General features: G+C 38.0%; 22 protein-coding genes. 7 read left to right on the forward strand and 15 right to left on the reverse strand.

What is annotated here, in order from left to right:
- From HIPMA_RS00110 to ruvX, 6 genes are read right to left on the reverse strand one after another with little or no spacing between them, the layout of a single operon-like run.
- Complete coding sequence (locus HIPMA_RS00110) at window positions 1–1,305, reverse strand: TldD/PmbA family protein (RefSeq protein ID WP_013681051.1); 1,305 nt, start codon at window positions 1,303–1,305, stop codon at window positions 1–3.
- Entirely contained in the window at window positions 1,292–2,326 is a 1,035-nt protein-coding gene (locus tag HIPMA_RS00115) for a deoxyguanosinetriphosphate triphosphohydrolase (protein ID WP_013681052.1), read from the reverse strand. The genes HIPMA_RS00110 and HIPMA_RS00115 overlap by 14 nt, the downstream gene beginning before the upstream one ends.
- A complete protein-coding gene (locus tag HIPMA_RS00120; RefSeq protein ID WP_013681053.1) occupies window positions 2,320–2,751 on the reverse strand; it encodes a hypothetical protein in 432 nt (143 codons plus the stop codon). Before HIPMA_RS00120 ends, HIPMA_RS00115 begins: the two co-directional genes overlap by 7 nt.
- Window positions 2,752–2,762: 11 nt before the next feature.
- On the reverse strand, window positions 2,763–4,028 hold the full coding sequence (gene miaB, locus HIPMA_RS00125) for a tRNA (N6-isopentenyl adenosine(37)-C2)-methylthiotransferase MiaB (protein WP_013681054.1): 1,266 nt from the start codon (window positions 4,026–4,028) through the stop codon (window positions 2,763–2,765).
- On the reverse strand, window positions 4,025–4,978 hold the full coding sequence (gene mltG / locus HIPMA_RS00130) for an endolytic transglycosylase MltG (RefSeq protein ID WP_013681055.1): 954 nt from the start codon (window positions 4,976–4,978) through the stop codon (window positions 4,025–4,027). Before mltG ends, miaB begins: the two co-directional genes overlap by 4 nt.
- A complete protein-coding gene (gene ruvX / locus HIPMA_RS00135; RefSeq protein ID WP_013681056.1) occupies window positions 4,975–5,385 on the reverse strand; it encodes a Holliday junction resolvase RuvX in 411 nt (136 codons plus the stop codon). The genes mltG and ruvX overlap by 4 nt, the downstream gene beginning before the upstream one ends.
- 84 nt (window positions 5,386–5,469) lie before the next feature.
- Here ruvX and HIPMA_RS08910 point away from each other — a divergent pair, with 84 nt between their 5' ends.
- Entirely contained in the window at window positions 5,470–6,570 is a 1,101-nt protein-coding gene (locus HIPMA_RS08910; protein ID WP_013681057.1) for an N-acetylmuramoyl-L-alanine amidase family protein, read from the forward strand.
- Here HIPMA_RS08910 and pheA read toward each other — a convergent pair.
- From pheA to HIPMA_RS00185, 9 genes are read right to left on the reverse strand one after another with little or no spacing between them, the layout of a single operon-like run.
- Window positions 6,553–7,662: a prephenate dehydratase gene (gene pheA / locus HIPMA_RS00145; protein ID WP_041323902.1), complete on the reverse strand. Its 1,110-nt coding sequence runs from the start codon at window positions 7,660–7,662 to the stop codon at window positions 6,553–6,555. The genes HIPMA_RS08910 and pheA overlap by 18 nt on opposite strands.
- Window positions 7,632–8,582 (reverse strand): acetyl-CoA carboxylase carboxyltransferase subunit alpha, encoded by a 951-nt coding sequence (locus HIPMA_RS00150; RefSeq protein ID WP_013681059.1) that lies wholly within the window; start codon window positions 8,580–8,582, stop codon window positions 7,632–7,634. Before HIPMA_RS00150 ends, pheA begins: the two co-directional genes overlap by 31 nt.
- Before the next feature lie 9 nt (window positions 8,583–8,591).
- Complete coding sequence (locus HIPMA_RS00155; RefSeq protein ID WP_013681060.1) at window positions 8,592–9,815, reverse strand: aspartate kinase; 1,224 nt, start codon at window positions 9,813–9,815, stop codon at window positions 8,592–8,594.
- Between the two features lie 18 nt (window positions 9,816–9,833).
- Complete coding sequence (locus tag HIPMA_RS00160) at window positions 9,834–11,987, reverse strand: FtsK/SpoIIIE family DNA translocase (RefSeq protein WP_013681061.1); 2,154 nt, start codon at window positions 11,985–11,987, stop codon at window positions 9,834–9,836.
- Complete coding sequence (locus HIPMA_RS00165; protein ID WP_013681062.1) at window positions 11,987–13,642, reverse strand: ribonuclease J; 1,656 nt, start codon at window positions 13,640–13,642, stop codon at window positions 11,987–11,989. Before HIPMA_RS00165 ends, HIPMA_RS00160 begins: the two co-directional genes overlap by 1 nt.
- The gene (gene rsmA / locus HIPMA_RS00170) at window positions 13,627–14,352 is read right to left on the reverse strand and encodes a 16S rRNA (adenine(1518)-N(6)/adenine(1519)-N(6))-dimethyltransferase RsmA (RefSeq protein ID WP_013681063.1); all 726 of its coding nucleotides are present in this window, start codon (window positions 14,350–14,352) and stop codon (window positions 13,627–13,629) included. The genes HIPMA_RS00165 and rsmA overlap by 16 nt, the downstream gene beginning before the upstream one ends.
- Complete coding sequence (pdxA, locus tag HIPMA_RS00175) at window positions 14,331–15,347, reverse strand: 4-hydroxythreonine-4-phosphate dehydrogenase PdxA (protein ID WP_013681064.1); 1,017 nt, start codon at window positions 15,345–15,347, stop codon at window positions 14,331–14,333. Before pdxA ends, rsmA begins: the two co-directional genes overlap by 22 nt.
- Window positions 15,340–15,600: an RNA-binding S4 domain-containing protein gene (locus HIPMA_RS00180; protein ID WP_013681065.1), complete on the reverse strand. Its 261-nt coding sequence runs from the start codon at window positions 15,598–15,600 to the stop codon at window positions 15,340–15,342. Before HIPMA_RS00180 ends, pdxA begins: the two co-directional genes overlap by 8 nt.
- The gene (locus tag HIPMA_RS00185) at window positions 15,597–16,460 is read right to left on the reverse strand and encodes a peptidyl-prolyl cis-trans isomerase (RefSeq protein ID WP_013681066.1); all 864 of its coding nucleotides are present in this window, start codon (window positions 16,458–16,460) and stop codon (window positions 15,597–15,599) included. The genes HIPMA_RS00180 and HIPMA_RS00185 overlap by 4 nt, the downstream gene beginning before the upstream one ends.
- A 146-nt stretch (window positions 16,461–16,606) precedes the next feature.
- Here HIPMA_RS00185 and HIPMA_RS00190 point away from each other — a divergent pair, with 146 nt between their 5' ends.
- From HIPMA_RS00190 to HIPMA_RS00215, 6 genes are read left to right on the forward strand one after another with little or no spacing between them, the layout of a single operon-like run.
- Complete coding sequence (locus HIPMA_RS00190; protein ID WP_013681067.1) at window positions 16,607–17,566, forward strand: 3'-5' exoribonuclease YhaM family protein; 960 nt, start codon at window positions 16,607–16,609, stop codon at window positions 17,564–17,566.
- Window positions 17,535–18,140: a dTMP kinase gene (gene tmk, locus HIPMA_RS00195; protein WP_013681068.1), complete on the forward strand. Its 606-nt coding sequence runs from the start codon at window positions 17,535–17,537 to the stop codon at window positions 18,138–18,140. The genes HIPMA_RS00190 and tmk overlap by 32 nt, the downstream gene beginning before the upstream one ends.
- Complete coding sequence (locus HIPMA_RS08915) at window positions 18,125–18,700, forward strand: DNA polymerase III subunit delta' HolB (RefSeq protein WP_013681069.1); 576 nt, start codon at window positions 18,125–18,127, stop codon at window positions 18,698–18,700. Before tmk ends, HIPMA_RS08915 begins: the two co-directional genes overlap by 16 nt.
- A 4-nt stretch (window positions 18,701–18,704) precedes the next feature.
- A complete protein-coding gene (locus HIPMA_RS00205) occupies window positions 18,705–19,535 on the forward strand; it encodes a PSP1 domain-containing protein (RefSeq protein ID WP_013681070.1) in 831 nt (276 codons plus the stop codon).
- Window positions 19,535–21,400, forward strand: coding sequence for a methionine--tRNA ligase (gene metG / locus HIPMA_RS00210; RefSeq protein WP_013681071.1), 1,866 nt, complete (start codon window positions 19,535–19,537; stop codon window positions 21,398–21,400). The genes HIPMA_RS00205 and metG overlap by 1 nt, the downstream gene beginning before the upstream one ends.
- Window positions 21,401–21,417: 17 nt before the next feature.
- On the forward strand, window positions 21,418–21,960 hold the full coding sequence (locus HIPMA_RS00215) for a hypothetical protein (RefSeq protein ID WP_013681072.1): 543 nt from the start codon (window positions 21,418–21,420) through the stop codon (window positions 21,958–21,960).

A 21,960-nucleotide genomic window follows, 5' to 3' on the forward strand; every position in this document is an offset into this window, starting at 1 on the left:
TTAACCACCTATAACACAGTCTGCTATAGCAATATCGGGACTGCCTATGCTACCCAAGAAGTAGAGGTTGTCCGATACAGCTATAATGCGTTTTACCATATCGTAGAAATTATCGGCAAATGTTGCAGCCTTAAAGTAGCTTACCAATTCTCCGTTGTGGACTAAAAATCCGTTTATACCTAAGGAGAAATCACCGCTGATGGGATTTGCCATGTGTAGCCCCATTACATCTATGATGTATATGCCGTCTATCATATTTAGAAGTTTATCCCTGTTTGTGGTTTTGTCGGGTTTTATGTACAGGTTGAACGGTCCGACTTTTGGCATAGAATCAAAACCGCCCCTTTTGGCATTGGCTGTGTTTGGCATGTTGAGTTTGTTTGAGGTGTATGTATTATGCAGGAATGTTTTGAGAATGCCATTCTCAACAATAGTGGTATCTGTTCTTTCAACTCCTTCATCATCTGAATGCATACTGTTTGGCCGTTTCTCTATTTTTTTGGCGTCGATTATTGTTATGTTATCAGAAAACACCTTCTCGTTCAATTTATCCTCAAACGGTGTTGTGTGGTTTATAACATAATAGCCGTTAAAAGCACCGATAAAGTGGGCCAGTATGTCTCTGAAGGTATTGTTTGATATGATTAGGCTGTATTTTTTTGTATCAATAGATGTTGGGTATAGCTTATTTACCGCAAGACTTGAGGCCTTTTTGTATAGAAACTCAAAATCTATTGTATCTATGCTATCGCTGTCTAAAGCATAATAACCCAAATCCGATATCTTATCCTCAGCAAGCACCTCTATAGCCGATGAGACGTGCGTTTTTCCGAATGATACATTAAGGCCGTAGCTGTTTGCTATCTCAGTTTGAGAGTAAAATATACCTATGGATGTGGATTTTACCTGTCTTATCCTTTCATCAAAGTCTTTGGCTTTAAAAGAGATTTCTTTGAGTTTGTCCTTTATTAAATGCTCCTCTATTTTTGGTTTTTCAATGTCGGTTGTTTTAAATGCTTCAATTTTTGGTATTGTTTGAGCATCTACGTCTTTTACTATTTTGCTTGCTTGTTTTAAGTCATTCACTATTTTATCTAAGTTAAATTCATCGGCAAGGCTTGTGTATCCAAAAACCAACTTGTTACCCTTAACAGCCCTTATGCCAACACCCTTATTTTCTGTTAGCTGTTTTGAGAAGTCTTTTAGGTTCTTTAGCTCAAAACCTTCATCTTTTGAGTATTCCACAAAAACTTCTACAGCATCGAATTCGTCTGATATTTTGTTTAGAATGTCAGAAGCTAACACTACTCCCCTCCCACGGTTTCGGCAAGAATATTTGTTGGTATAAGTTTAGCGCAAATCTGTCTGTCATGCCAGAAATATAATCAATAACAACCGTTTCTGTCTCCTCTGAGAAGTGTTTTTTTATCCTGTGTGGATTATCCATAAAGTAGTCAAACAGGTCACTAATTATCTTTGATGCTTTGTTTACCTCACTCATAACCTTTTGGCTTAAATAGACATTTTCAAATAAAAAATCCCTCAAGGCATTTAAAGCTTGCAGCTTTTCTTTTTCCATGGCTATAAAGTTATAATTATTATCTTGCGTTGAGCTTATCACACTTTTAACCATAGTGGCTATTCTTTCTGCATGTGTATGGCCTAACTCATCTAGTATGTCTTTGGGTATACTGTTGCTTTTTATTATACCAGCTCTTATTGCATCGTCTATATCGTGATTTACGTAGGCTATTATGTCTGCTATGCGGACAATTTGGCCCTCAAGTGTTTTGGCAAGATGCGCTTTATCTTTAGGTATTATATCTCCCCTACCTTTGGAGTGTTTTAAGATGCCATCGCGCACCTGGTTGGTTAAATTTAATCCCACACCGTCCTTTTCTATAACATCAACCACACGTAAGCTTTGAATCCAGTGTTTAAAGCCCTTCCTGGATTTTTCGTTTAATATTTTTTCTCCGGCATGTCCAAAAGGTGTATGGCCTAAATCATGCCCTAAAGCTATAGCTTCCGTTAAGCTTTCATTTAAAAGTAGGGCTTTAGCTATTGTGCGTGCAATCTGGGATACCTCAAGTGTATGGGTCATTCTTGTTCTGTAGTGGTCACCATTTGGTGAAAAAAAGACCTGTGTTTTGTGCTTAAGCCTTCTAAAGGCCTTGGAGTGGATAATTCTGTCTCTATCCCTCATGAAGTCCGTTCTTACGCTATCCTTTTCATCGCCTTTAGGCCTTGTTGCATTTTTTGATAAAAAAGCAGCCCTATGGAGGGTATCTTCTTCTATTTTTTCCAATATTTCTCTGATTAGCATAAATCTAATTCTTTTAAGAGCCGGTACCAGAGGGAGTCCTCAATAGTCTCAACCTCTAAAAAAGCAGCCTCTCTTTTTATGTAAAATGGGGCATCTGCCAGAACACCCAACACTAGTCCATCCTCTATGTTTATGGGAAGAAACTTTGGTTCTGAGTTTGAGTTTATCACCCTTATTGCTGCTTTGTTTTCATATCCATCCAGGACAATTATTGCATCAACAGAAAGTCCTATAGAATTAAGTAGCTTTAGCATGAGTTCATAAATACCGTTGGAGGGAACATAAACTCCGTGCATCAGAAGGGATATGAATTTGGCTTTTGAGTATTCTACAGGGAATTTGTAGTAAAAACCGTCCATATCTTGGCAATATACATCGCCGTGGCCATTGCCCATCTCAACATCAACTATTTGGAGTTCAACCATTGCTTTTTCCTTTAAATGAGTTCTCCTACTAATGAGTGTTTTAGGGCTTTTATTATCTTAACCCTCAAGCAATCACCTGCTTTAATATTATCCCTAAAGTTAAAATTGACAACTATGTTTTGCCTATTTCTGCCAGAAAGCATTCCCTCTTTTTTGGCTTTACCTTCAACTAATACCTCGACAATTTTGCCTTCGTAGTTTTTCAGTTTCTTTTGTGTGATTTGAGCCTGCAACTCTTGAAGGTAATTGAGTCTTTTTAGTTTGGTTTTCTCATCTATCTGCCCTTTCATTTGGCTGGCTTTGGTTAGAGGTCTTTTTGAGTATTTAAATGAAAACGATGTATCGTATTCTACCGTTTTTAGCACATCTATAGTTTCTAAAAAATCCTCTTCGGTTTCTTGTGGGAACCCTACAATTATATCTGTGGTTATTGAGCCTTGCGGTATGGTCTCTTTGAATAGCATGACCTTTTCTAGGTAATCTTCTTTTGTATAGCCTCGTCTCATCAGCTTAAGTATCTTATTTGAACCGGACTGAAGCGGCAGGTGAATATGCTCACACACCTTATCCAAATCACGCATAGCATCAATTAATTCTTTGGAGAAGTCCTTTGGGTGTGATGTTGTAAATCTAATGCGCTTCAATCCATCTATTTTGTTTACCTCATATAGTAGATCTACAAAGTTATATTCTAAACCTTTACCGTATGAATTTACATTCTGTCCAAGTAGCATTACCTCTTTTGTACCTTTATCTGTTAATCTTTTTATTTCCTCAATTATTGCCTCTTTTTTTCTTGATATCTCCCTTCCCCTGGTGTAAGGAACTATGCAATAGGTGCAAAAGTTGTTGCAGCCGTACATTATATCAACAAATGCACTTACACCTTCAACATGAGGGAAGATATAATCTGGGTTATCCATTCTTTCTTTTATAAATGCGCCTTTTTGGGGGGTTTTTGCAATCTTATAGAACTCATCTATCGTGTTTGTTCCTACTACTATGTCGGCTACTCTACTTAGTTTTTCGTAGTTTATCTGGGCAACACAACCCATAGCCACAACGGTTGCATTTTTGTTTTTAAACCTCAATCTTCCTATCTCACTATATATTTTGTTTTCGGCCTTTTCTCTAACGGCGCAGGAATTTACAATTACAAGGTTTGCCGATTTTATATCATCTGTCATTTTCCAGCCGTTTTGTGTAAGGATGCCTATAACCTTTTCTGAGTCCCTTTCGTTCATCTGACAGCCAAATGTTTTTATATAGAAATTCATCTTAGATACTTCCTTATGTTTTTGTTATGTTCTTTTAATGTTTTGCTAAACACCATCTCGCCGTTTTTCTTGGAGATAAAGTATAAATAGTTTGTTGGTTTAGGGTTGTATGCTGCAAAGAGGGCATCCCTGCCAGGGTTGCAAATAGGGGCAACGGGTAGGCCCACATGCTTATATGTATTGAATGGATTGCTCAGATTGGTTGTTGAGTCCATCTGAAGAGGCATATGTTTTTTTAGCCTGTTGTAAATTACGCCTGCCACAAGCTGCATATCCTTTGTTGTGGTTGCTTCTTTCTGAATTATAGAGGCTATTATAAGCTTGTCATAATCGCTCTTTTCAACTTTGTTTTTGTGAGAAATATCCTTGAGTACGTCCCTGAAACGTCGGCATGCAAGGAGTGCAATTGTTTCAGTTTTCTCCTTTATTGCTATATAGTAGGTGTCTGGATAAAAAAAGCCTTCCAATGTTTTAGCTGGAAAATCTATACATTTTTTAATGAAACTCTCGTTGTCGGAAAGCTCAAGTAGTTTTGAGCCATCGAAGTCGTTTTTATTTAGGATTGAGGCTATCTTTCTAAGGGTTAGCCCCTCGGGTATAGTTATCTTTTTTGTGTATAGCTCTGGATTTGTAAGCTCTTTAAGGATTTGTTTTGGCGTGTAGTCGGTATAAAACAGGTGCACGCCCGCTTTTATGTTTCTTGCTCTGCCGGTTAATCTTAGGTAGTAGTAAAACCAGTCGCTTCTTATTAGAAGCCCATTGGATTTTAACTCTTTTATTATGCTTTTTACAGGCTGATTTTTATGTATCTCTAAATAGATGGGCTTATGAGTTTGGGATGGCTTTGTTTTTAGGAAGTTGTTAAATTTGAAAATTGTAAAAATTATAAATGCTATGACTATTAGCGATATGGATATGTTGGCTATGAGTAATTTCTTTAAAAAACTCATATTAGGGAATCTAAATAACCTTGAAGAATAAAGGTTGCTGCTATTTTATCTATAACTTTCTTTTTGTTTTTTCTCCCCTTTACATTTGCCTTGTTTAGAATTCTTTCTGAAAACCTTGTTGATAATCTTTCATCCCATTCAACAATCTCTATATTTTCTATCTTACAAGCCAACTCATTTATGAAATCTTCTGTTTCTAAGGCCCTTTTGCCTTTTTCTCCTTTTAGGGTTATAGGCATACCAACAACGATCCTTGTTATTTTGTTTTTTTTAACAATCTCTTTTATTTTATCTAAGTATTCGCCGTCTGTGTCTATAACGCCGTGAGGTAGGGCTATTGTGTTTGTTTCGTCGCTTATGGCTATACCTATCTTTTTCGTTCCGTAGTCTATGCCCAAAATCCTCATAACCCCTCGCCTAACTATAATAATTTAGGCTTTCAAAAGCAAGAAATTTGGCATTTTTATTAAAAATAAGCTATAAATAGGTGTATGAAAAAGATTCTTATCATTCTATTTTTGCTATGGGGTTTTACGGCAAAAGCAAGCGGTTTAGTGTCCTTAGAGGAGTTTAGTTGCTTAAAACTTTCACCTAATGTTCAGAACATCATTCTGACCTTTGATAGAATAGAAAATTATAGGTTTATAAAGCTCTCCCAAGATTACTGGTATATAGCTATACCAGGTAAGATAATATCCATAAAAACAAAGTTCAAACCGTGCGGTTTTATAGATAAGGTGCTTGTCAGGATTATTAAGGGTGAAACGCGCATATTTTTTAAGATGAAAGGTAATGCTTCTTATAGATTTCGAATAGTTTTATCAGGCAGCGGCAGGTTTTTGGTGATACGCATTCAATCCAGCAAAACCTTTATACAACCAGGTTTAAAGACAAAAGAGTCTAAACTTAAAGCTGCAAAAAGAAGACCCATTATTGTCATAGACCCGGGTCATGGCGGTAAAGACCCAGGAGCCATAGGTATTCTGGATAAAGAAAAGAATGTAGTTTTATCTATTGGAAGGTATGTAGCCCGTATGCTTAAAGCAGACGGGTATAAGGTCTATATGACGAGAAATAAAGATGTTTACCCTACGCTTGCAGATAGGGTAGAGCTTGCCAATAAGGTCAAAGCCGATGTTTTTGTTTCTATTCATGCTAACTACTCACCCAAAAAACGGAGGGATGCCAAAGGCCTTGAGGTCTATTTTTTGAATACTACATCAGATAAAAGGGCGCTTTCTCTGGCTGCAAGGGAAAACGGCATGAGCCTCTCCCAGCTTGGGGATTTAAATCGCATAATACTCTCGCTTATTCAGACCAAAAAGATTCAATACTCCAAGGTTCTTGCATCTAAGGTTTATAGAGAAATGCTGCTTCATGGCATAAGGATTTACAAGGGTTATAAGGGTAGAGGTGTAAAGCAAGCACCGTTTTATGTATTAGTGGGGACGAGGTGTCCTTCAATATTAATAGAAACAGCTTTTATTAATAATCCTACAGATGCCGTTTACCTGCATAAAAATTCGTTTAAAAAGGCTTTAGCTATGGGTATAGCATTGGGTATTGAGCAGTTTCTAAGATTGAATCGCTAAGCGCTCATCTTTGGGGTATGAGCCCAATATTTTTAAAAATACCGTAAAATCTTCTATTTTGGATAAGGCATCCTGCAACTTAGCGTCTTCTATATGACCTTCTGTATCAACGTAAAATATGTAGGAGAAGTTTTTCTGCCTTGATGGCCTGGATTCGATTCTTGTTAGGTTTATCTTGTTGTTGTAGAAGGGTTGAAGTATTTCATAGAGTGCCCCGACTTTATCTTTGATGGAGAACATGAACGATGTTTTATCGTTTCCTGTTTTTGATGGAATTTTTTTACCTATTACCAAAAACCTCGTTATGTTGTTACTTCTATCCTCTATGCCGCTTGCCAGTACATTTAAACCGTAGATTTCGCTTGCAGCCTTGGATGCAATAGCTGCAGCTGTTTCGTCTTTTTCTGCTATTTTTGCAGCCTTAGCTGTAGATACGGTTTCAAATAGAGGGACGTTTGGTAGGTGTTTTTTTATCCAGTTTTTACATTGACCCAATGCATTTGGGTGTGAGTATATGGCTTTTACCTGTTGAAGATTGTTGGCTTTTGATAGAAGGTTGTGTCTTATGTCTATGTAAATTTCAGAGACTATCTTTACAGACGATTCAATGAACATATCCAGTGTGTAGTGCACTACGCCCTCTATTGAATTTTCTATAGGCACAACGCCAAAGTCGGCCCTTTCATGCTCCACATCCATAAAGACATCCTCGATTGACTCCTCTGGCACGTAATGCAGAGAGAGCCCAAACCTCTCTATGGCTGCTTGATGCGTAAATGTAGCCTCAGGCCCCAAGTAGCTTATTGTTAATGGTTCTTCGAGTCTGATCGATGCACTCATTATTTCTCTGAAAATCGTTTTTAGGCTCTTTATGGGAAACTCTCCCTTGGCATTTGCCTCTATCATTTTGTAGATTTTTGTTTCCCTGTCGGGCGAGTAGAAGGGTAGGCTATGCTGGCGCTTGATTTTTCCCACTTCTTTTACAAGTTCTGCCCTTTCCTCAAGTAACTGTATTATTCTTTTGTCTATATCGCTTATTTTTTCTCTAATGCGTGAAAGTTCTACAGAAACTGCGTTGTCATTTTTCTCCATTTTTCCCATCTTTTAGATAACAGTTTTTTCTTTGGAAGCTTCTGGAGTTCATCCAAGCTTTTTACTATAAAATTTTTAACATTCTTTGATATTTCATCATAATCCCTATGAGCCCCACCTATGGGTTCTTTGATTATTTCATCAATTACACCCAGTTCGTATAAGTCTTTAGCTGTAACTTTCATTGCCTTGGCTGCTTCTATTGAGTGGCTGGCATCACGCCACAGGATTGATGAACAACCCTCAGGTGATATGACGCCGTATATAGAAAACTCAAGCATGCCTACTTTATCTCCTACTGCTATAGCTAAAGCACCGCCTGAGCCACCTTCTCCAGTTATTATGCAAACAATAGGTGTGGCAGCTTTAAACATTTTGAATAGGTTTACGGCGATAGCTTCGGATTGCCCTCTCTCTTCTGCTCCTATCCCAGGATACGCACCTGGGGTATCTACAAATGTTACTATAGGTATGTTAAACTTCTCGGCAAGCTGCATAATCCTTTGTGATTTTCTATACCCTTCTGGATTTGCCATACCAAAATTTCTATAAAGGTTGTCTTTGGTGTTTTTGCCTTTCTGATGACCTATAATGGCTACTTTTTTGTTGTCTATATATCCAAAGCCAGTTACTATTGCTTTATCATCTGCAAAATGTCTATCTCCATGCACCTCGGTAAAATCATCGACTATGCGCTCTATGTAGTCCAAGGTGTATGGTCTATTTGGATGTCTTGCTATTTTTATAATCTTGTCTATAGATAGATTCTCAAATTCCTTTTTTAGTATTTCATTTTTTTTCTTTTCAAGTTGTTCTATCTCGCTCTTTACATCAAGCCCACGCTCCAAAGCCATTTTTTTTAAATTTTCTATTTGCTCCTCTATCTCGTATATGGGCTTTTCAAAATCCAACAGCAACATTATCGCCTCCTATTCTTTATCAAGACCGAATGCCTCATGCAAAGACCTTACCGCAAGCTCGGTGTATTTTTCATCTATTAAGCATGATATCTTAATCTCTGATGTGGAAATAGCCCTTATGTTTATGTTTTCCCTTGCCAGGGTTTCAAACATTTTAGCGGCAACACCTGGGTGTGATCTCATACCTACACCAACAACAGAGACCTTTGCTACATCTTTATTTATGCTGACTTCACCCGCCTTCAGTTCATCAGCCAGCCTCTTCAATACATCAAAGGCCTTATCTGCTTCGTCTCTCTGGACAGTGAAGGATATGTCTGTGGTTTTTCCGTCATCACTGACATTCTGGACAATCATATCTACATTTATGTTGTTTGCAGCTATCTTGTCAAATATTTTGGCAGCAACGCCCGGTTTGTCTTCAACCTTGTTTATCTTAAGCCTTGCCTGATTTTTATCCTGAGCTATACCGGAGACAACAATCTTCTCCATGTCTTTATCCTCCTTTGTTACTAAGGTTCCTGGATTGAATGTAAAGCTTGATAACACCATTATTGGCACCTCATACTTCATACCAAACTCAACAGAGCGTATCTGTAAAACCTTAGCTCCTAAACTTGCAAGCTCCATCATCTCTGAATAACTGATTTTATCCAGTTTCCTTGCATTTTTGACTATCCTTGGGTCTGCCGTGAAAATGCCATCGACATCCGTATATATTTCACAGACATCTGCCTTAAGTGCCGCAGCTATTGCAACGGCTGTTGTGTCTGAACCGCCCCTACCCAATGTTGTAACATCGCCGGTTGTTTGGCTTATACCCTGAAATCCAGCTACAATTACTATTTCGCCGTTATTTAAGTGTTTCATTATGTTTTCTGCATCTATAGCTTTGATTCTTGCTTTGGTGTGAACCTCATCTGTTACTATGCCGCACTGCCTACCGGTCATAGCAACTGCTTTTGCTCCTATAGCATTGAGCCTTATAGCTACGAGCGCGCTTGATATACGTTCGCCGCTTGATAAAAGAAGATCCATCTCTCTTTCAGATGGGCGCTCAGAGAGTTCTTTGGCCATTTTAATTAATTTATCTGTTTCGCCGGCCATAGCCGATACTATGGCGACTACTTTATTGCCTTTTTCAGATGTTTCTTTGATGTGTTGAGCTACTATTCTAATTCTTTCCAAAGACCCAACGCTTGTACCGCCGTACTTCTGAACAACAAGAGCCATTTTGAAAGCCCTCCTAAATCAAATCAGGATTTCCCGTTTTCCCCTGTGATCGGGTTTTGATAGTATACCTTTTTTTTCCATCTGTTCAACAATTCTTGCCGCTTTATTGTAGCCTATTTTCAATCTCCTCTGCAAGTAGGATATGCTTGGGTTGCCTCCATCTTTTATGATTTGTACAGCCTCATCGAACATAGGGTCAAGTTCTTCATCATCTTCAATTTGGCTAACCTCTTTTGTTGCCTCCATCAGCTCCTCATTGTATTCAGGCTCACCCTGGGTTTTGACAAAGTCTGTTATCTGTTTTATCTCATTATCACTTATGAATGCCCCGTGTATCCTTTCCAGTGAGGACGCCCCTGGTTGCATAAATAACATATCCCCTCTACCAAGGAGTGCTTCAGCGCCCTGGGTGTCAAGGATTGTTCTTGAATCCACCTTGGATGTGACCTTGAATGATATTCTTGCAGGGAAATTTGCCTTTATCAGACCTGTTACAACATCAACGCTGGGTCTTTGTGTTGCAACTATCATATGTATACCGCTTGCCCTAGCCTTTTGTGCTAGCCTTTCTATATACATTTCAACCTTTTTGCCTGAAGTCATCATAAGGTCGGCTAACTCATCGACCACAACTACTATATAAGGCATAGGTGGGTAGTCAATTTGTCTTGCCTTTGCCTTTTTGTTAAAACCTTCAATATTTCTAACACCGGCCTCATACATAATTTTATAACGTGTCTCCATTTCATTTATCAGTGCGCTTAAGGCCGCCGCTGCCTCTTTTGGGTCTGTAACCACGGGCATCATCATATGCGGTATGCCGTCGTATATGGAAAGCTCTAATATTTTTGGGTCTATCATGACAAATTTGACCTCATCGGGTTTAGCCTTGTAAAGTATGCTTACTATCATCGTATTTAGCGAGACACTTTTACCAGAGCCTGTAGCACCAGCTATTAAAAGATGTGGCATCTTTGTTAGGTCGGCCACAAAAGGGCTACCTACGGTATCCTTGCCAAGCCCTAAAGTTAGTCTAGATTGAGAATTTATAAACGTTTTAGATGATATGATTTCTTTCATGTAAACGGTCTGTCTGTGTCTATTTGATATCTCTATACCTACAACGGCCTTGCCAGGCACTGGTGCAATGATTCTTACTGACATAGCCTCCATGGCCAAGGCCAAATCGTTGTATAAGTTGGCTATTTTGCTTATTTTGATGCCAGAGCGCGGTCTAAATTCATACATAGTGACCACAGGGCCCGGTTTTACGCTTACTATCTTACCCTCAACGCCAAAGTGCTTGAGCTTCTCCTCAAGTTTTCTTGCATTTTCCTCTATTTCTTCTCGATTTAGCTCATCATTTCCTACCTTGATTGGCTCATCCAGCAAATCAATGGGTGGAAAGGTGTAGCCATCCTCCGTTTTTGTTTGAATTTTATCGATTAAAGTCTCTTTTTGATTTTTTAGGTATTGAGTGTCTATTTCAAATGGGGTTTGGCTGTTTTCGTTGTTTGTTTGTGGTGGGTGTTCTTCTTTTGGTTCTTCTTCGTTTTCGTTTCTAACTTGGCTTATTGATTGGTTTTCTTCTGATTTGTCTGTTGCTTTAACTTTTTTTTTTGATGTTTTTTCTTCGGCTGCTTGCTTTTGTTCTTTTTTTTCTTTGGGCTTAGAGTGTAGTTTTGTAGTAAAGAGTGAGAAGAATTCCTTCTGGCTTAAATATAAGCTGATGGCTGCTATAGGTAGAATTATTAGAAATGTTCCGATTTTGCCCAAAAGAAATTCTACAGATGAGCCTATCATATAGCCTATAGCACCGCAGAAGAAATATCCTCTACTGATTAGGTTTGCCCTATTGATGCCGGCAATCGCATAAAGTATTACATCAAGGAGAATTAAAAAAACTGCCCAAAAGATAATGCTTCTGCCAAACTTTAATGGACTTTTTAGGTATGAGAATGAGCTTAGGGCAAGTAGAAACGGTGTTAGGTATCCTGCTATCCCAAATCTGTTTAGGATGAAATAGGCCATATTTGAACCAAATAGCCCTACGAAGTTTTTGATTTGAGTATGCGGATAAAATGTGTCGTTAAAATTATACGATATAAGTGAAAGCAACAGTATTAATGATATGAATAAATTAAACAGAACAAATCCGTTTAGCCTTTTCATTATATCTCCATTATTATCGGCAGAACCATTGGGTTTCTCATGAGTTTTTTATGTAAAAACTTATTCATTGCCTTTCTTATCTTTTTCTTTATTTCATAAGCATCGGTTTTTAAATCTACACCGCTTTGGTTTATAAGGTTTTTAACCATCATTGTGGCTTCGTGCAATAGTTTTTGGGATTTTTCCTCATATAGAAGTCCTTTTGTGATTATTTCAGGGTCACTTAAAAGTTCTCCTGTTGTATTACTTACTGTAACAATTACCACCACAAATCCATCCGTTGAGAGTTTTATTCTATCCCTTATCACAACATCTTCAACATCCCCTACGCCCTTACCGTCGACGAATACCCTTCCTGTTCTGATTTTTTGTTCCATCTTCGCATTATCTTTGGTTAATGTAAGCACATCTCCGTTGTCTATGGTGAAGATGTTGCGTGAGGGTATACCTAACTCCTCTGCTATGCTTGCATGCTGTCTTCTCATCATATATTCGCCGTGTATGGGCATAAAGTACTGTGGTCTTACCATATTTATCATGAGTTTTAATTCTTCCTGCGATGCATGGCCAGAGACGTGGACATTTGAGTTACCCTCATAGAATACTTTTGCACCTTTTCTTGATAGGGTGTTTATCACCTTGAGTATTGCCCTTTCATTGCCGGGGATTGCTTTGGCTGAAATAACAACCGTATCTGTGGGTTTTATTTTGATGTTTTTGTGCTCTCCCAATGCTATTCTTGAAAGGCCACTCATAGGTTCTCCCTGGGAGCCTGTTGTTACTATGATGAGTTCCTTGTCTGAGAATTTGGCTATCTCATCCTCGCAAACCAAGACATTGTCCGGTATGGACAGATAGCCAAGCTGCCTTGCTATTGTGGCATTTTGCACCATGCTTTTGCCTGTGATACAGACCTTTCTGTTTGTTTCTATGGCTGTATTTACGACTTGTTGAATTCTATGTATGTTTGATGCGAATGTTACCACAAGAATTCTTCCCTTGGCTGATGAGAATATATCAAGAAAGCCCCTCTTTATCTCCTTTTCTGAGCCTGTAAAACCTTTGACGGTTGCATTTGTGCTGTCGCTTAATAGGAGTTTTACGCCTTTTGAGCCGTACTCGGAAAATTTCAGCATGTCAAAAGGTTTACCATCAACCGGTGTTTGGTCTATCTTAAAATCTCCTGTATGGATGATGACGCCCACGTCTGTGGTTATGGCAAATCCTACTCCATCTACAATGGAATGTGTGGTTCTTATGGGTTCCAACTCAAAATCGCCAATTTGGAATTTCCTTGAGGGTTCTATTTCTACAAATTGAACGTTGGTTATTTTAAATTCCTTTAGCTTGGCCTTTACAAGACCCAACGTTAACTTTGTGCCATATATGGGCACATTGATGTTTTGCAAAAGATAAGGTATAGCTCCTACGTGGTCCTCATGAGCATGGGTTAAAATTAGAGCCCTTAATTTGTCTTTATTTTCATAGATATAGCTGAAATCTGGTATTACTATATCCACGCCCAACATGTCTTCTTCAGGAAACATTAACCCAGCATCTACAAGAATCATATCGTTTTGAGTTTCAAATACCGTTGAGTTTAATCCTATCTCGTCCAAGCCTCCTAAGGCTACTACATTTACGAATTCTGCCATTTCTCTCTCCAAATCATAATCATTTCTTCAATTGTTAAGTCAGAGGGTCTTTTTCTTGCCACCTCTTCATCGAGTGGTATTCTTAAATTATTTTTCACCGTTTTTCTGGGGAAGAAAAAGAGTTGATTCAAGAAAGAGAAGAATCCCTTGTCTATATTCGGGAGATTTTTTTTTCTTCTAAATTCAACTACTGCTGAGTCTACCTTGGGTTGCGGTAAAAATGATCCAGGTTTTACTAAAAACAGTTTTTCTACATCATAAAATAACTGGCACAGTACAGAGAATTTAGAAAACCTCTTTTGGGCTGTTTTTGCGCAAATCGTTTCGGCAACCTCCTTTTGGACCATAAAAACCATTTTTTCAACAAACTCGTTTTGGAATACAAAGTTTTTTATTATAGCTTTTGAGACATTGTACGGCAAATTGCCACACACCCAAGCCGATTTCTTTAATTTAAAAAACCTACCATCTCCACGAACAAGAAATATATTATCTTCCCCGCTGATTTTATCCTTTAATGTCGTTAGTAGATCCTTGTCTAACTCTACAACGACCGTTTTTTTGCCTAATTCTTTTAGTTTTTCTGTTAAAGCCCCTTTTCCTCCTCCTATCTCTACAATTAAATCTGCAAGCTTAAGCCTTTCTGTTATTTTAAGGGCAACCCCTTCATTAATCAGGAAGTGTTGCCCTAACTGTTTTTTTGCTTCCATCGAGACATTCTGTATGCTTGCCTTGTAGCTTCTGAAAAACTCTTATGGTTGGCTATAAACCTGCCCGCTATATCAAAAGCTGTTCCATGATCCGGCGATGTTCTTATTATTGGTATGCCTAAGGTTATATTTACGCTGTTATCAAAGTAAAGCGCCTTGAGGACAGCCAATCCCTGGTCGTGGTACATGCTTATAAAGCAATCGTATTTGCTACGCCTATCTTTTACAAACATAGTATCGGCAGAGAAAGTTCCCTCTACTACTATACCTTCTTTTTGGGCATCTTTTATGGCAGGGACTATGTGCTTTTCTTCCTCATCGCCCATGATTCCGCCCTCTGAGTTGTGCGGATTTAGGCTTGCAACAGCTATACGCGGTGCTTTAATGCCAAACCACTTTTTCAGGTCGTTGTTTACTATTCTTATCGTTTTTAAAACCCTTTCTTTTGTTATGAGCTTAGCTACATCCCTTAATGCAACATGTGTTGTAACCAGTGCAATCCTAAATCTTTTAGCGGCAAGCATCATAACATAATCTTTTGTGTTTGTTCTTTCTGCTAATATCTCCGTATGGCCAGGATACTTAAATCCAGCCAGGTTCATTGCTTCTTTATTTAGTGGAGCTGTGACTATAGCATCTATTCGGTTCTTTAAAGCTGCATCTATGGCAGATGTAAAGCTTTCAAAAGCTGCCCTGCCACATTCCGAGCTCAACTGACCTATTTTTAGTTTGGAAGTGTCTAATTTTGTTGCCTGTATGATATTTAATTCACCATCCTTATATAAAGAGGGTATTTCATCCGGAGACTCTATTAAGTTTATATTTAACGCTAAGTTGAATTTATCCATGTAGAATTCAAATACATCTGGACTTCCAAAAATAACAAACCTATATTTTGGGGATAACTCGTATATTATATGCTTCAATATAACTTCAACGCCTATACCCGCAGGATCTCCCATGCTAACGCCAAGAATGGGTCTTGTATCACTCATAATACTCCTCACCCAATAATGTGTAATATTCTGAAGCCTCATTTTTCCTTGTGCCTTTTTGAGGTATAGATTCAATGCGATACTTAATCTTTTTCTGTTTAAAGTATATATCTATTATGTCACCTATTTTAACCTCATAAGATGCTTTGGCTTTTTTTGAATTTATCAAAACAAAACCTTCATCACACATTTGCTTTGCCAGTGTGCGTCTTTTTATTATGCGTGTTTCTTTTAAGAACTGGTCAAGCCTCATTTTTGAAATACTTCTATATCCGATCTGGCTCGAATCATTTTAAGCCAACTCTTTAATTTGGCCGTTATCTGCTGGTCTATTAGGGTGTTTCTTATTGTGTCTTTTATGCTTTCTCCCTCTTCTGTTCCCAATAGCTTGACTATATAGAACTTGCCAGCTGATTGTATGATATCTGTGTATTGATTTGGTTTTAAGCTTAGAAGTTTTTTTTGAAGGTATGGATTTAAAGTCTCTATCGGCACTTTTCGTGTTGATTCTTTAGTAGTTGAGTACTTATTTAACAAATCTTCAAAGCTTTTCCCCTTTTTCAATAAGCTGTATACCTTTTTTGCTGTTTCTAAATCGCCTAAAGTTATTATACTCAAAACCAAAACCTTGCTTTTGCCTTTAAACTTGTCCTTGTGGAGATTGTAGTAGTTTTCTATATCCTTATCTGTTATCTTTATCGAGGATAAAAAGACCCGCCTTGCAAATTTTATCCTGTATAGCCTGAGCTTTATGCCCTCTTTGTAGTAGTTTAAATCTATATTGCTTTCTTTAAGCTTGGCCAAAAACTCATCTTCGCTTAAGTTGTTTGCTTCAGCCATTTGCTGTATATATTTTTCTACGTCCTCATCACTTACAATAATTCCCATATTGTTTGCATATTGTCTTATCAGGTAGTCGTCTATAACCTCGTTTAGCAGGGTGTTTAGATTGTTAACCCTATAGAAACCTGCCAAATTCTGTAGCTCATATGTGGTTATCGGTTTCCCATTAACCGTGGCTATTATTTTATCCACTGTTTTTGCCTCGGATGAAAATCCAACGAGCACAAAAACAGCCACTAACACTACCAACTTAATTAACTTATTTGCCATTTTATTGCTCTCCTTATTGCTTAATAGGTCAAAACTGCAACACATACCTCATTAACTATACAAAAAAAACGATTTTTAGCAAGAAGTTTCTTGAAAATACACCCTTATTCATATATCTTTTATGGGCAAGAATATGGAGGGGTGCTATGTACGACTGCATTGAAGCAATTAAACAGAGAAAACTCAAAAAAATAGAAGGTGAGGCGTTTTTAGTTTCAGAAAAACATATCTTGAAGGCAAGAAATGGTGATGAGTATGTTGGTCTCAAGCTCAAGGATAGAACGGGCATAATTGATGCGAAGATATGGAATAACCTATTGCACTTAAAGGATAGGTTTGAGGCGGGAGATTTTGTTAAAATAAGGGGAGAAAGCAACTATTACAATGATAACTGGCAGGTAATTATAAAGGATTTGGAAAGGTTGGATGAAAAAGAGGTGGATAAGTCTGCATTCTTACCTTCAACAAAGAAGGATATATCTAAATTGCAAGAGGAGCTTTTGGCTCTTATAGATAGCCTGAAGCATGTAGGGTTGAAAAAACTCCTGGAGGAAATATTCCTGAAGGAGGATTTTTTAGAAAAATTTAGTAAGGCTCCTGCAGCCAAAACCATGCATCATGCGTATGTTGGCGGCCTTATTGAGCATACAGTCTCTGTGGGCAAGATAGCCTCGGAGCTTTCGGAGGAATACCCTGGCATTGATAGAGATTTGCTCGTTAGTTGCGCTCTTTTGCATGACATAGGCAAGGTGTATGAGCTTGATCCAACAACGTTCAATTACACTACGGAGGGTAAACTTATAGGACATATAGTTATAGGCTATACGCTTGTTCAAAATGCTATAGATAAGCTTAATGTGCTGAGCGAGGAAAAAAAACTCAACCTATTGCACTGCATATTAGCCCATCATGGCGAATATGAGTATGGCTCGCCCAAAAAGCCCAAGACCAAAGAAGCTGTTTTAATCAACATGATAGATGTTTTAGATTCAAGAATGCAGCCAGTTTTAGATGTAAAGGTTGATGAAAATACTGGCTGGAGCGATATGGTGAGAATAATAGGGAAAAGTATATATGCGCCAAAAAGCTCAAAAGAACTCTTGTAGATACATAGCTTTTGAAGGTATAGATGCAAGCGGCAAGACAACACAGGCAAAACTCTTTGTGGATTTTTTAAAAAAAGAGGGTTTTAATGTATTTTTTACAAAAGAGCCAGGAGGAACTATACCTTTTTTTAGAGAAGTTTTATTGAATAAGCAGCTTGTTAAGCAGGCTCAACTTTTTCTATTTTTGGCAGATAGGGCACAAACGATTTTGACTATTAAAAAGAAGCTCGATGCCGGTTTTGTTGTTGTGAGTGATAGAAGTTTCTATTCAACTTTGGCTTATCAAGGTTTTGGCGATGATATGGATATCGGTTTTTTGAAACAAGCAAACGAAATTGCTACAGGTGGTCTAAAGCCGGATTTGGTGTTTTGCATTGATATAACTACGAATGAGATGATGAACAGGTTAAATAAAAAAGATGCAATAGAGTCAAAGCCTGTAGGGTTTTTTGAAAGGGTTAGGCAGGGATATATAAAACTGTCTAAGGATTATGATAATTTTTATCTGGTGAATGGACTTAGAAGTATAGATGATGTATTTAGCGAAGTTGTGGAGATATGGAAAAGTATTTAAACTATTTTTCTGCTTTTATATTGGAGAACGCTCAAAGGGAAGATGCACTAAAGTTTATTGAAGGATTTGGATTTGACCGGATAGTTGAGTTTGACGTTTTAAAGATAGATGATGTAAGGAAAATGAAGGAGTCAAGTCAAACCAATCTAGATAAAAAAATGTGTTTTTTAATAGGCCGTATTGGCTTTGATGCTCAAAATGCTATACTTAAACTTATAGAAGAGCCGCCGCCATTAAACTGGTTTATCTTTTATGAGCCAACCAATTTACTGGATACTATATATTCACGATGCCAGGTAATTAGGTTAAATAGGGAGACTTCTTATTTGGATGGTTTAGAGATGGTCTTAGAAAACAAGGAGGCTCTTCTTGAATATCTATTTGGTTTAAATCAAAAGGAAGATATAATTAAAGGTATTGAGGTCTTGTGTAGGATTCTCATAAAAAAAGGAAGAGTAGAGCAAGCAGAGAAGCTGTTTGAATATATAAAAACTTTAAGAGAATTTAATTTAAACAGAAACGTTTTGCTTATGAATATTTTTGTTAGTCTAATGGAGTGATTTTATGAAGATAGCGATAGTTGAATTTATGAGAGTGGGTCAGCTGTATCCATATACATTTGATGGTGAATTAAATATTGGAGATATGGTTGTTGCAGAGTATGAGCGTGGACTTGGTATGGGTAAGGTTGTCAAGGTTTACGAAACCGATAGCTTAGATGAGGATATAAGATCAATAGTTAGGAAAGCCACAGAAGAAGATTTTAAAATTTATCAGGAGAATAAAGAGATTGAAAAAGAGGCCTTCAGGGTATGTAGAAAGGAGATTGAAGATCTTCAATTGCATATGAAGCTTGTCAAGGTAGATTGTATGATGGATAGAAAAAAGATAGTGTTTTACTTTACATCTCCAACCCGAGTTGACTTTAGAACACTTGTTAAAAGATTGGCCTCTGTATTTAAAACCCGAATAGAGATGAGGCAGATTGGCGTTAGGGATGAAGCGCGCATTATAGGCGGATTGGGTCTATGCGGTGATGAGTTGTGTTGTTCCCGCTTTTTGCGTACATTTAACCCAGTGTCTATGAAGATGACAAAGGAGCAAAATCTAAATATAAACGTTAAGAAAATCTCTGGCGCATGCGGTAGGCTTATGTGCTGTTTGTGGTATGAACATGAAACGTATGAAGAATTTTTGAAAACAGCACCCCCTATGGATTCTATAGGTAGAGCTGGAGATGTTGAGGGTAGGGTAGTCTACATAAACCCCATTAAAAAGACGGTGATATTGAGAACACAAGATGGCTTAATGGTAGAGGTTTCAGTAAGTGATGTTGAAATGCTTGCTCCTCCAAGGGAGGATAGCCTTAAAGAACATAAAGAAGGAGTAGAGTGATGAAAAAGTACTACATAACAACGCCGATTTATTACGTTAACGACGTACCCCATATTGGGCATTCTTACACAACATTAGCTGCGGATACACTGGCAAGGTACAAGAGGCTTTTGGGTGAGGATGTGTTTTTCTTGACAGGTACAGATGAGCATGGACAGAAGATTCAAAAAGCGGCTAAATCTGCCAACACAACGCCAAAGCAGCTTGCCGATAGGGTTGTTGAGAATTTTAAAAAGCTATGGAAAAAGCTTGATATAACAAACAATTTTTTTGTTAGAACTACAGATGATTACCATCAGAAGTGCGTTCAAGAAGCCTTTGAATATATCTACAAAAAGGGTGATATATACAAGGGTGAATATGAGGGCTGGTATTGTATACCGTGCGAGAGCTATTATTCAGAGATTGAAATAGGCGAGAATAAAACATGCCCCGTCTGCGGCAGGAAGCTTGACCTTGTAAAGGAAGAGAGTTATTTTTTCAAGCTATCTGCTTATCAGGATAGGTTGCTTGAGTTTTACGAGAACAACCCTGATTTTGTCCTGCCTCAAACACGTTATAATGAGATAAAGAGCTTTGTCAAGATGGGGTTGAAAGATCTGAGTATTACAAGAACGTCGTTTGATTGGGGTATTCCTGTTCCGTTTGATGATAAACATGTTATATATGTTTGGTTTGATGCGCTTTTGAATTATGTAAGTGCTATAGGTTGCAGGAAAGGTGATTTCGATGATATATGGCCGGCGGATGTCCATTTTGTCGGTAAGGATATATTGAGATTTCATGCAGTTTATTGGCCTGCATTTTTGATGGCACTCGATTTACCCTTACCCAAACATGTTGTAGCCCACGGCTGGTGGACGGTTGATGGCAAAAAGATGAGTAAATCATTGGGCAATGTTGTAGATCCTAACGAGATGATAGAAAAATACCCCCGAGATGCATATAGGTATTTCTTGCTGAGGAATGTGCCATTTGGTCTTGATGGTGATTTTTCTGAGAAAGAGCTAATAGAGAGAATAAACTCAGACCTTGTTAACGATTTCGGCAACCTGCTAAACAGAAGCCTGACGATGATGGAGAAGTATTCAAAAGGCAATATAAGGAGACCTTCTGCTATAAACGACGATAGTTTAAGTATACTTGCAAAAGAGACCTTCAAAAAGGTTGAGGATAGTCTAAAGGTATTTAGATTTGATGAGGCTTTAATAGCGATTTTTGATTTTATCAAGAGTGCCAATAAGTACATTGCACAAAAAGAGCCGTGGAGTTTGAAAAAGCAGGGCAAGCAGGATGAACTTGATGAGGTTCTGTACAATCTTTATGCCTCTCTTAAATTTATAAGTGGCATTATTTCTCCGTTTTTACCCGATGCAGCAAATAAAATGCAGGATATGCTCAATTTAGAAAAAGATAAGACAGTTGAGTTTTATTTGGATTTCTACAATGTTGAAGAAGCTAAGATAAAAAAAGCCGGAATGTTGTTCGAGAGGATAGAAGAGAAAAAAGAAGAAAAGGAAGAAGAATTAAGGGATAAGCGTATAAGCATAGAAGAGTTTTTTAATGTTGACTTGAGGGTAGCTAGGGTTCTTGAGGCTGAGAACGTTGAAAAATCAAAGAAATTGCTTAAACTTAAAATTGATATAGGTGAGGATAAACCAAGAACACTGGTTGCCGGGCTAAAGGAGTTTTATAAACCCGAGGATTTGGTTGGCAAATTGATTATTGTTGTGGCAAATTTAAAACCGGCAAAGTTAATGGGCATTGAGTCTAACGGCATGTTACTTGCTGCCAAGGACGACAGTGGCAAGCCGGTTATACTTACGCCAAGTGAGACTGTGAAGCCTGGTGCAAAGATAAGCTGATAGCCTAAGGAGGCGGCATGGATGTGAGTTCTGCTGCCTTAAATCCTATACTTCACTATAAGCTGGATCCAGGTGAATGGGGGTCTTCTGCTCCTGCAACAGCTGGTACATCTGTTGCAAGGGTTGCGTCGCATGAGTCTGCCAACCTGCAGCGCTTTGAATCAAAAGCAACAAAAGAGGGCTGTTATGTTGTTGGTAAGGATCTGTATTTAAATCTACAAAAGAACGGTATTTACCTTGCAGCCACAAGTGGACATTCTTCTGCTATAACCTACTGCCCTAAAAGAGCCAAACAACAAGAAGTCAATAAGCAACTGGGCAGCCTTATAGATGGAAAGATAAGAAACTACGAAAATAAGCAGGTTGAATTAGACACTATGCTTAAGACGGCCAAAAACAAGGCCGATGAGACTATTTATGAGAGTAAGTTAAGACAAATCAAAGAGAGAAAGTTGCTTCTTCAGCAAAAAAAGATGCGGTTATATACCCAGGTGACGCTTCTTTTTGCTCAAAACCTACCTATCGACCCTTCGACTATAAATGTAGATTTACTTGTCTGA

Source organism: Hippea maritima DSM 10411 (genome assembly GCF_000194135.1).
Classification (GTDB): Bacteria; Campylobacterota_A; Desulfurellia; order Desulfurellales; family Hippeaceae; genus Hippea; species Hippea maritima.